The following is a 10000-nucleotide window of genomic DNA, read 5'->3' on the forward strand; positions in this document are numbered from 1 at the left end:
TAATAGTAAGGGTTGAACTATACAACCATATTGGGTTAAACCCAAATCGGGTTCAATTAACCCCAAAATATCTTTTTTTAAGTTTTTTGTATTTAGTATAGGGAATACCATTTAATTTTAAAATTAGAATGATTAATAAAAAAATTTAATCAAAAAAAGCCTTAATCCTTAACATCTTCGTCCAGTGAGGCCATTACTTCTTCGGTGGATTTTTTAACCACTCTAGCAGCAGTTTTAAAATCTTCCAGTTCATTGTCATTCATTTTGACACTGATTACTCTTTCTACGCCATTTATACCTAATTTAACAGGTACTCCCAGACACACATCACTTACTTCGTCTATTTCGCCATCTAAAAATGTGGTGAGGGTTAGTATTCTCTTTTCATCGTTTATGATGGTTTTCACTGTGTTGGAAATAGCAAAGGCTGGTCCGTACTCCGTGGCTCCCTTCTTATTAATTACGTAGCTACCGGCGTTTTTAACCTTGTCCACAATGGTTTCCACGTTGAATGACTGGTACTGGGGGAAGTCCTTAACCAGTATCCCCCCAATGGAAGTGGAGCTTAGAAGTAACACCATGTGGTCGCCGTGTTCCCCTATAATCCTGGTGTGTATCTCACTGACATGGATGTTGAAGTGTTTGGAGATGAGGTTCTTCAATCGCAGGGAGTCTAAGTGGTTTCCCAATCCTATGACCCTACTTCGGGGGAACCCGGAGGCTTTGTAGGCCACGTAAGTCATAACGTCTACCGGGTTGGTGATGACCAGTATTATGGATTCCGGAGCGTATTTGGCAATTAAACGTGAATATTCGGCTATGATCTTAGCATTTGGTTTGGCCACGTCCATACGGGTCATATCTGAAGTTCGTGGGGCTCCGGCCGTTATCACCACGATTTTAGAACCGGCCAGATCTTCAAAATTAGAGCTGGGGGTTATGGCCACACGGATATCCTTGGCAGCCATGGCATCGTTCATATCCAGGGCTTCTCCCTGGATACGGCCCAGACTTTTTTCCCGTGCTAACAGGACCACTTCACTAACCACACTTTCCTCAGCCAAACTAAAAGCGGCGGCTTTACCCACTCTACCCGATGCACCAATTACACTAACCTTCATTCCATACCCCATTCATTGATTCTTGGTAAACTACTGGTATATCTCATTATTTATAATTAATCTCTAAGTTACTAATTTAAAAATTAAAAAAAAGGGAATTAATCTTTATTCAGGAAGTCCTGGGCCACCCGGCGGACGTATCCACTTTTATCTTTACGGGCTTTTTCCAGTGCTTCTTCTGCCTTTTCCCCGCCAATGTTTCCAAGGGCCATCACTGCACCGGCCCTCACAAATCCACTACTATCGTCCATTACTTTAATTAGAGGGGCTAATGCTTTAGGGGATTTTATGTTACCCAAGGCCCAGGCAGCTCCACCTCTCACCCTCCAGTCTTCATCTTCCAGTGTCTGGATTAAGGGGTCCACAGCAGATTCTCCCATATTACTCAGGGCTCCTGAAGATGCCCTTCGCACCCACTTATTATCATCCTTCATAGTGGTTATAAGGGGATTTATAGCCTTTTTGTCACCAATAAGTCCCAGTACTTTAGCTGCTCCCTGGCGGATGTTTTTATCTCCATCTTCCAGGGCGTCTATAAGCTGATCCACTGCTGGTTCTCCAATTTCCACCAGCATTTCAGTAGTTTGGACTTGTACCAGTTCATCGTTATCTTTCAAATTTTCTATAAGTCTTGCTACGTTTTTTTCAACTTCCATAACTAAAAATCCCCCTGAAAAGTTGTAATAAATTCTAAAATATATAATGATACTTTACTTAGGTTTGGTTAAAGCGTTAACCTAAGGAAAATATATTATATCCTTACTCCATCATATAGTTTACCATTACAGCCTCCCTATTGGGGAAAATATATAACCTGCCACACCAGAATACTTCCCCATTCTGATTAAATGGTGATTAGTTCGAGGGTTATTTCCCGGGAGTGGCACTTAATAATGAGGTTAATTATGTTATGCAGTTAAAAATAATTAATTAAACTTCAAAAGAGTTAAGGGGATAACTTAATAAAAAAACATGAGGATTGATATGTACACAGTAACGGTAATACCGGGAGATGGTATAGGGCCAGAGGTCATGGAAGCTACCCTGGATATTCTTGAAGCATCTGATTTAGAATTTGATTTTCATGAAGCCCGGGCAGGATATGCCTGTTATCAAGAAACTGGGAATAATTTGCCCCATGAAACATTAGAAATGGCTAGTAATACCGATGCCACTCTTTTCGGAGCAGTCACCTCTGTTCCCGATCAGAAGACTTCAAGTGCAATAGTAACCCTTAGAAAAGAATTGGGGCTCTACGCCAATTTAAGGCCAATCAAGTCCTATCCTGGTGTGAAATCTTTGTATGATGATGTGGATATCCTTATAATCCGTGAGAACAGCGAAGGGCTTTACTCGGGAATTGAAGAAGTCACCAGTGAAGGGGCCAATGCCCTGAGGGTTATCACCCGGAAGGCTTCTCATCGTATCTCCAGAGTGGCTTTTGAAGAAGCGAAAAATAGGGGTAAAACCAGGGTAACTGCGGTGCACAAGGCCAATGTGTTAAGAAAAAGTGATGGAGTATTCAGAAACTCCTTCTGGAAAGTAGCGGAAGAATACAAAGAAAAGGACGGCTATCAAGATATTGCCGCTGATGAACTCTACGTGGATGCCGCGGCCATGTTCCTGGTCACTGATCCCCACCGGTTCCAGGTGGTGGTAACTACCAATCTTTTTGGGGACATACTATCTGATGAAGGAGCCGGACTGGTGGGAGGCTTGGGAATGGCACCTTCGGCGAATATTGGGGATAACAATGGTCTGTTTGAACCGGTTCATGGTTCTGCTCCAGATATAGCTGGTAAAGGTGTGGCCAACCCCACGGCCATGGTCCTGTCTGCCTGCCTCATGCTCCAGTTCCTGGGAGAACACCAGGAAGCATTTGAACTTGAACAGGCCCTTATAAAAGTACTGGAAGAGGGAACTGTCCTCACACCAGACCTGGGAGGAACTTCCACCACCATGGAGATGGCTCAAGCAGTTAAAAAATACTTCAAAAAAAGTTAACACCAAACTAATTCTAGGTTAGGGTTAAACTGGGCATAGTAAATTTTATATGCCCATCCCCTCATAATTTGTCAATAAGAAAGGGTTTTATTAGAACAGCTCATATCTGTTTCTAAGTCTAGTTTTCCTTGTGAGGACTGGTATTATAATTATTAACATGAACAGCCCTTTACAGCTAATAAATGCGCATTAGATGTTCATGATTTTTTTGGAGGTGCATAGAATATGAAAACCACCATTAGTGTAATAAAAGCAGACGTTGGTAGTATAGCAGGACACGGATTGGCACATCCCGCATTATTAAAAAAATGTGAAGAAATTTTAGGAAAAGCCAAAGAAGAAGAGCTTCTCATTGATTATTATGTGACCAACTGTGGTGACGACACCGAACTCATCATGACCCACACCCAGGGTGAAGAAAACGAAGAAATCCACGAAATGGCATGGACTGCATTCACTGAAGCAACCGCAGTTGCCAAAGAACTGAAACTCTACGGTGCCGGTCAGGACCTTCTATCCGATACTTTCTCCGGAAACATCAAAGGAATGGGTCCTGGATGTGCAGAAATGGAATTTAAAGAAAGGCCCAGTGACCCCGTAGTGGTGTTCTGCTGTGACAAAACCGAACCCGGAGCATTTAACCTGCCCCTGTTTAAAATGTTTGCAGACCCATTCACCACTGCCGGTCTGGTAATCGACCCATCACTGCACAACGGATTTGAATTTGAAGTGTTCGATGTAATGGAACACAAAAAAGTCAAACTCTCCTGTCCAGATGAAATGTACGATTTACTGGCTTTACTGGGAACCATCAACCGATATGTCATAAAACGTATCCGCCGCAGGGATGATAATGAAATCGCCGCAGCCATAAGTACCGAAAGATTAAACTTAATGGCCGGTTCATATGTTGGAAAAGACGACCCCGTGGCTATTGTCAGGGCCCAATCCGGATTCCCAGCAGCAGGAGAAGTAGTAGAACCATTCGCCTTCCCTCACCTGGTGGGAGGATGGATGAGAGGTTCACACAACGGACCATTAATGCCCGTAGGACAGAAAAACGCTTATCCAGTCAGGTTCGACGGACCACCACGTGTAATGGCCCTTGGATTCCAGATAGCCGATGGTAAATTAGTGGGACCAGCCGACATGTTCGATGACCCTGCCTTTGACCGTTCCCGGGCCCAGGCATCAGAAATTGCCGATTACATGAGGAGACACGGACCATTCGAACCACACAGGTTACCTGCCGATGAAATGGAATACACCACCCTGCCGGGTGTAATGGAAAAACTCGGTAACCGATTTGAGGATATTGAATAAATATCCTTAATTTCCTTATTTTTTTATCCAGAAATAATTTCCTTGATTTAACGGTTTTTTAAAAAATTAAAGTGAAAAAGAGCTTGTTTCAGGCCTATTAATGACCTAAACTTATTAAATAATTTATTTATGGCACGTTTTTTTAAATAAATTTTTATTAATGAAGGTTTTTAGTAAATGACTTATTTTACTACTTTCTTGTTTCGATTTAAACGAGCCACATAACTTGGTACATCCAGCACCTTATCAACTTTATCAATTATGATACCATCGCTGGTGGCCACAACCCCGTCCACTTCGTGGGATAAGTTAATCAGTTGATAATCAACATTTTCTGAGGTCTGGGCGTCACCGGGCACTTCTTGTGAGTTTAAAATTTCCCGGGTGGCCCTGGCCAGCTCCCCACTTAAACTCACCGGACTGTCAAAGAAAAAGAGCACACTTTGGGGTTTGAAGATCTTCAGCAGAGAAATAATGGAATTCAAGGCAGGTGCAGTATTTTCATTCTTTTTATACTTCCCGAAGACGGCCTTCACATCCCGGATAACCCCATCATCACATTTTACTACCACTTCTTCTCCCCGTATAAGGGCTTCCACCGTGATAAGAACATTATAACCATCCAGGAGGACATCTTTGCCCTTTATATCGGATAATAAAATTAACTTATTCCTACGGCTTTCAATTTTTGTGAGGGGAAAAACTGTACGAATCAGATAATTCCTCTCCAAATCTCCCAGTAGGTAATGGTTACCCACATATTCCAGAGCTCCAGTACGGGGAAAACCACGCTCTAAAAGGTACTGAAAGTCTTTTTTAGCTTCTGTTAAAATAGGATCCTGAAAATTCATACATTCCCTTCCATCTTTCGAGAAATTTCTGTGATAAATAAGGTTCTTTGATAGGGGGTTATATGTAATTTAGTAAAGAAGTGGTTATAATTAGGGGGATTCGATGATAGGGATTCAGTTTAGAGAATGAACACAATTAACCTTTCCTCTTGGCGGCAATGATGGGCACCCGGTCAGAGGCATCTTCGGCCTGATCAACGATGTTTCCTAAACGGGTTACCATGTTTTTCAGTTCTAGTAACCTTAGAATTCCAAATTCTTCATCACGGTAGGACTGGTAAAGTTTTTTGAGGATGCGTCTTTCTATCATATCCACCTTAATTTCCCTTTCTTCAACTTCATGGGCTTTTTTAAGGGCTTGTCCCAGATCCACATCCAGAAGTTCAATGCATTCCTTTAAAACAGCTATAGAATCTATAACTTCGTCTACCAGTTCCTCAAAATCATCCTTATAATTAGGGGGGAAGGTGATCCTACTTAGACTAATTCCGTAGGCTGCTTCCTGGGTCATATCCGCAACGTTATCCACCAGTTCTGCCAGTATTATCCGATCTTCACGATCAAAGGGGAGGAAAGCTCCCTGGAAAAATTCAATCTCCATGACCCGGCGAACTTCGTCGGCTTTAGTTTCCAGTATGGACATTTCTATGACTTTTGCATCTAAAATATCAAATTCTCCCAGGTAAAAGGGTGGCATTATTTCTTTTAGCTTTTTAACACATTCAAAAACTAATTCAACATGCTCACGGGAATGTTTTTCCACCTCTGACTCCTTGCCAAAGATCTTCCTCATTTAAATACCTTCTTTTTAGTATTATAATTCGTATTTTTCACCTTTAAACTACTCAAACTTATAAATTAATTATTCATCAATTATAAGGTCGTGCTGAAGCCTTACTGCATCTAAAAGTCCGTGTGCGTAGGTTATGCAACCGAAAGAGGTTAAATGATCCTTTTGCTTCAGGTAGTACTCAGTGTCATCCCGGTAGTTCTGGGCCATTTCCACGATTTTTTTTTCTCTATCATGGATTTTTATGGATTCCACTTCTTTTATATTTTTTGCAAAAAGCTCTAAATCTTTCTCAATCCGTTCTATTGCATCCATATTATCACTAAAGCACTTAATTATGTTTGAATTTTCTTTTAATATAGATTTAAGGGGTGAATTTAGGCATTCGCTTTCTTTAAAGATTTTTAAGTTCCTTCCAGGAGTGATAGATACGTTGCAGGACAGTTATGTATCCCAGTACCACAATGAGGAGAATGGCCAGGGTCATGACCAACTGGGGGTTGGTGAAGTAGCCTATGAAGGCACCGCCTAGAATTATGAACAGGCGCTCGGCCCGTTCTGCTATCCCCACATCACATTTAATTCCTTCTACTTCGGCCCGGGCCCGGATATAACTCACACTTAATGCGGCGAGTAATGCTAAAATTCCCCAGAACCAGTTCACGAATCCACCGTAGATGATCCCGATGATTATGAATGCGTCAGCAAAGCGATCGCAGGTAGAGTCCAGGAAACCCCCGAACTTGCTTTTGGTGTTATTGTTTCGGGCCACAGCACCGTCAATCACGTCAAAAAAACCGCTTAAAAGTATTAGAAGACCTCCTGCCAGGAGGTTCCCACGTGCAAATGCGTAGGCTGCAAAAAGACTGACTAACAACCCTATTACCGTTAGAATGTTAGGGTGTAAACTGATTCTTCCTGCCAGGGGGTTGATCAATCTTTGGAATTGGGGCCGAAGTTTATTAAGCATACTTCGAATATGGGTTTTATAAGAATATATACTTTGGAGTTTAAGGTATGAAAGATGAAACTCATTAAAGTTGATCCTGAAAATCCGGAAAAGGAGAAAATGGCCCTGATCAGGGATACTCTAGGTAATGGGGGAACTGTGGTCTACCCTACCGACACAGTATACGGATTAGGTGCCAGTATATTCCAGGAAGAAGCGGTTTTAAAGGTTTACCATATGAAGGGGAGATCTTTAAACAAGCCAGTTTCAGTCTGCCTTTCTACCATAGAGGATATTAAAGCGATAACCTATCTGGATCATTTTGAGGAGGAGATAATCCAGAAGATCCTCCCTGGACCTTACACCATTATTTTAAATAAGAGAGATAGGGTTCCCTCCCTCATCACTGCCGGAATGGATAAAATAGGTGTGAGAATACCAGATAATGCCATATGCCAGGAACTTTCCCGTGAATTTCCCATCACCACCACCAGTGCCAACCTCTCTGGTCATCCCTCTCCTAAATCTGCTACGGAAGTACAAAGGGAACTGGGGGATCAGCCAGATATCATCATTGATTCCGGTCCCTGCAGTGGTGGAATCTCATCCACAGTGTTGGATCTTACCGTGGATCCTCCCAAAATCAGGAGGGAAGGTGCGGGGATGGGAAAACTTCTACAAGTACTGGAAGGCTAAATCTTAGTTTATTCTCCTCTTTCCTTGGTATAATCTCAATCATTTAGTAATATTTAAACCATATAAGTTAATAATATAAATTTTGTGTAAACTTTCTGGTGGGGTATGCAAAAATTATAGGGATTAAATCCAAATACTAGTAAGGAAAATAATCCTATAAAATAAAATTATACAGATAACCCATTTAAATAAAAGTAGCAGGAGTTGTAATGTCAGAAATTCTATCCAACATGAAAGAAAAGGGTAAAATAGCCACTTCATCACCCATTGACTCTCTCATTGGGGGTGGAGTAGAGAAAGGTTGTGTAACTCAATTCTACGGACCTCCAGGGTCCGGAAAGACCAACATAGCCCTGAACCTCCTGGTCCAAAATGCTAAAAACGGTAAAAACGGTATTTTCGTGGACACCGAAGGCGGTCTGTCCATAGAAAGAGTTAAACAGATTTCAGGAACTGAATTTGCTGAACTGGCTCCTAACATCATTGTATTCGAGCCCTCAACCTTTACTGAGCAGGATAATGTCCTGCGCAGAATTGAAAAAATGGTGGAATCAGGAGAAGAAGTGGAACTGGTCATCCTGGACTCAGCCGTGGCTCTTTACCGGGTTAGGGACGGGGAAATGTCCCAGATCAACCTGGAACTCGGAAGACAGATGGGCCTTTTAACCAGACTGGCCCGTAAACACGACATTGCCGTGGTGATCACCAACCAGGTCTACGCCAGTTTTGAAGGAGAGGGAATGGTGGAACCAGTGGGAGGGACTATTTTAAAGTACCGAAGCAAGATCATGGTGGAACTGGAGAGGGGAGATGTTAGTGGGGAAAGGTATGCCATCCTGAAAAGGCACCGCAGTCGACCAGAAGGGCTGCGCACCAGGTTCCGCATTGTGGATAGTGGTCTCCGGTAAGGGGTATAGATAATTTTAAATTAAGTGAGTTAAAAATGATATATAGATTTCGCAAAGAGAGAATAATGCAGGTTTACATTCACATGGAATTTAGAAAACTACCCTCTGAGGATGATTCCTACAATCCAAGGTATTTCTAAATCTCTATTTTTAAATCTAAAAGATACATCTTGAGAATGTGTGTTGTGAGAGATATGATTTCACCCAAAAAGTACGCTAAAGCCGCAAAAGTATTGCCAAAGGGCTTTAAAACAGCTAACGAATTTTTTAACTATGTTTACAATGACCCGGACATGATCTGGATGGGTCAAAACACCAACCACCTCCATGACAGGGATGGGGTTATGGAAGCCATGATTGCCAGTGTACAGGATAACGATTACTGTAAATATCCTCCACCAGAAGGTTTTCCCCGCCTCAAAGAACTGGTCATGGAAGACCTGGGACTGGGCAGTGAATACGATATTCTGATAACTGCCGGGGCAACAGAATCACTCTACCTCTGTGCCAATGACATACTGGAGCCGGAAAACAACACCATCACCTGTGACCCCGGATACCTCATCATTGACAACTTTGCCAGTCGTTTCGGGGACCATGTTAAATCCGTACCCATCTACAATGAAGAATGCGGTTACAAGTTAACTCCAGAACTGGTAAGGGAAAACCTGGATAAAAATACCAAACTGGTATCCCTGGTTGATCCCCTGAACCCCCTGGGATCATCCTACACCAGAGAAGAGCGAAAGGAGTTTAAGGATATTGCCGAGGATCATGACATCTACTTGTTACATGACATCACTTACCGTGATTTTGCCCATGATCATCAGCTCATGGCCGAGGTCTGCCCAGACCACACCGTCACGGTGTACAGTTTCTCCAAGATCTACGGAATGGCTGGTATGAGAATCGGGGCGGTGATTGGGGTACCGGAGATCATCAACTCCATACGCACCATTGTGGTCAACGACCTGGGAACCAACCTGATAGCCCAGAACGGAGCCATGGCAGCCATAGAATCCAAACCAAAATGGATTGATCGGGTTAAAAACACCACTCGCCAGAACCAGGACATAATCAAACAGGCAGTGGACCAGGTGGACGGAGCCCATATAGCAGTCTACCCTTCCGATGGGAACATGATGGCTATCGACATGATAGACACCGGAGTAACACCTCGAGAAATGGCAGACTACCTCATAGAACGTAAAATATTTGCCAGGGAAGGATCCTACACCAGTAAAAAATTCGGACACCGCTACCTCCGGGTGAGCTTCTCCATACCCACCACTCAGGTAGAGTATTTTGCTAAATGTTTCCTGGAAGGTATGGAAGCTTTGAAGGGTTCTAAATAATAA

11 protein-coding genes are annotated in these 10000 nt (G+C 42.6%); 5 read left to right on the forward strand and 6 right to left on the reverse strand.

Annotation, left to right across the window (positions count from 1 at the left end; genetic code table 11):
• Positions 1–161 precede the first annotated feature (161 nt).
• Positions 162–1121 carry a malate dehydrogenase gene (locus CIT02_RS11070; protein WP_292612472.1) on the reverse strand — a complete coding sequence of 320 codons (960 nt, stop codon included), beginning with the start codon at positions 1119–1121 and terminating at the stop codon, positions 162–164.
• 98 nt (positions 1122–1219) lie between these two features.
• Positions 1220–1777 (reverse strand): HEAT repeat domain-containing protein, encoded by a 558-nt coding sequence (locus tag CIT02_RS11075; RefSeq protein ID WP_292612474.1) that lies wholly within the window; start codon positions 1775–1777, stop codon positions 1220–1222.
• 328 nt (positions 1778–2105) lie between these two features.
• Here CIT02_RS11075 and CIT02_RS11080 point away from each other — a divergent pair, with 328 nt between their 5' ends.
• Together CIT02_RS11080 and fbp are read left to right on the forward strand one after the other, a co-directional pair.
• The gene (locus CIT02_RS11080; protein ID WP_292612476.1) at positions 2106–3125 is read left to right on the forward strand and encodes an isocitrate/isopropylmalate dehydrogenase family protein; all 1020 of its coding nucleotides are present in this window, start codon (positions 2106–2108) and stop codon (positions 3123–3125) included.
• A gap of 225 nt (positions 3126–3350) precedes the next feature.
• Positions 3351–4448 carry a fructose-1,6-bisphosphate aldolase/phosphatase gene (fbp, locus tag CIT02_RS11085; protein ID WP_048072241.1) on the forward strand — a complete coding sequence of 366 codons (1098 nt, stop codon included), beginning with the start codon at positions 3351–3353 and terminating at the stop codon, positions 4446–4448.
• 182 nt (positions 4449–4630) lie between these two features.
• On the opposite strand, the gene CIT02_RS11090 is transcribed toward fbp, so the two are convergent.
• The 4 genes from CIT02_RS11090 to pgsA form a co-directional block, all read right to left on the reverse strand.
• Positions 4631–5299 carry a DUF434 domain-containing protein gene (locus tag CIT02_RS11090; protein WP_292612479.1) on the reverse strand — a complete coding sequence of 223 codons (669 nt, stop codon included), beginning with the start codon at positions 5297–5299 and terminating at the stop codon, positions 4631–4633.
• Between the two features lie 136 nt (positions 5300–5435).
• Positions 5436–6092: a TIGR00153 family protein gene (locus tag CIT02_RS11095; protein ID WP_292612481.1), complete on the reverse strand. Its 657-nt coding sequence runs from the start codon at positions 6090–6092 to the stop codon at positions 5436–5438.
• Between the two features lie 69 nt (positions 6093–6161).
• Entirely contained in the window at positions 6162–6404 is a 243-nt protein-coding gene (locus CIT02_RS11100) for a DUF357 domain-containing protein (RefSeq protein ID WP_048072238.1), read from the reverse strand.
• Positions 6405–6483: 79 nt separating this feature from the next.
• Entirely contained in the window at positions 6484–7059 is a 576-nt protein-coding gene (gene pgsA / locus CIT02_RS11105) for an archaetidylinositol phosphate synthase (RefSeq protein ID WP_048072237.1), read from the reverse strand.
• A 54-nt stretch (positions 7060–7113) separates the two neighbouring features.
• On the opposite strand from pgsA, the gene CIT02_RS11110 reads away from it, so the two are divergent.
• From CIT02_RS11110 to CIT02_RS11120, 3 genes are all read left to right on the forward strand, one after another.
• Positions 7114–7734 (forward strand): L-threonylcarbamoyladenylate synthase, encoded by a 621-nt coding sequence (locus CIT02_RS11110; RefSeq protein WP_292612484.1) that lies wholly within the window; start codon positions 7114–7116, stop codon positions 7732–7734.
• Positions 7735–7943: 209 nt separating this feature from the next.
• Entirely contained in the window at positions 7944–8642 is a 699-nt protein-coding gene (radB, locus tag CIT02_RS11115) for a DNA repair and recombination protein RadB (RefSeq protein ID WP_292612486.1), read from the forward strand.
• Positions 8643–8836: 194 nt separating this feature from the next.
• On the forward strand, positions 8837–9997 hold the full coding sequence (locus CIT02_RS11120) for a pyridoxal phosphate-dependent aminotransferase (RefSeq protein ID WP_292614981.1): 1161 nt from the start codon (positions 8837–8839) through the stop codon (positions 9995–9997).
• Positions 9998–10000: the final 3 nt, after the last annotated feature.

The organism is Methanobacterium sp. BAmetb5 (genome assembly GCF_003491305.1).
Classification (GTDB): Archaea; Methanobacteriota; Methanobacteria; order Methanobacteriales; family Methanobacteriaceae; genus Methanobacterium.

Bases quoted from the DNA above. Each gene is read 5' to 3' on its own strand.
- CIT02_RS11070 (WP_292612472.1), bottom strand. From the start codon at position 1,121: ATGAAGGTTAGTGTAATTGGTGCATCGGGTAGAGTGGGTAAAGCCGCC.
- CIT02_RS11075 (WP_292612474.1), bottom strand. From the start codon at position 1,777: ATGGAAGTTGAAAAAAACGTAGCAAGACTTATAGAAAATTTGAAAGAT.
- CIT02_RS11080 (WP_292612476.1), top strand. From the start codon at position 2,106: ATGTACACAGTAACGGTAATACCGGGAGATGGTATAGGGCCAGAGGTC.
- fbp (WP_048072241.1), top strand. From the start codon at position 3,351: ATGAAAACCACCATTAGTGTAATAAAAGCAGACGTTGGTAGTATAGCA.
- CIT02_RS11090 (WP_292612479.1), bottom strand. From the start codon at position 5,299: ATGAATTTTCAGGATCCTATTTTAACAGAAGCTAAAAAAGACTTTCAG.
- CIT02_RS11095 (WP_292612481.1), bottom strand. From the start codon at position 6,092: ATGAGGAAGATCTTTGGCAAGGAGTCAGAGGTGGAAAAACATTCCCGT.
- CIT02_RS11100 (WP_048072238.1), bottom strand. From the start codon at position 6,404: ATGGATGCAATAGAACGGATTGAGAAAGATTTAGAGCTTTTTGCAAAA.
- pgsA (WP_048072237.1), bottom strand. From the start codon at position 7,059: ATGCTTAATAAACTTCGGCCCCAATTCCAAAGATTGATCAACCCCCTG.
- CIT02_RS11110 (WP_292612484.1), top strand. From the start codon at position 7,114: ATGAAACTCATTAAAGTTGATCCTGAAAATCCGGAAAAGGAGAAAATG.
- radB (WP_292612486.1), top strand. From the start codon at position 7,944: ATGTCAGAAATTCTATCCAACATGAAAGAAAAGGGTAAAATAGCCACT.
- CIT02_RS11120 (WP_292614981.1), top strand. From the start codon at position 8,837: ATGATTTCACCCAAAAAGTACGCTAAAGCCGCAAAAGTATTGCCAAAG.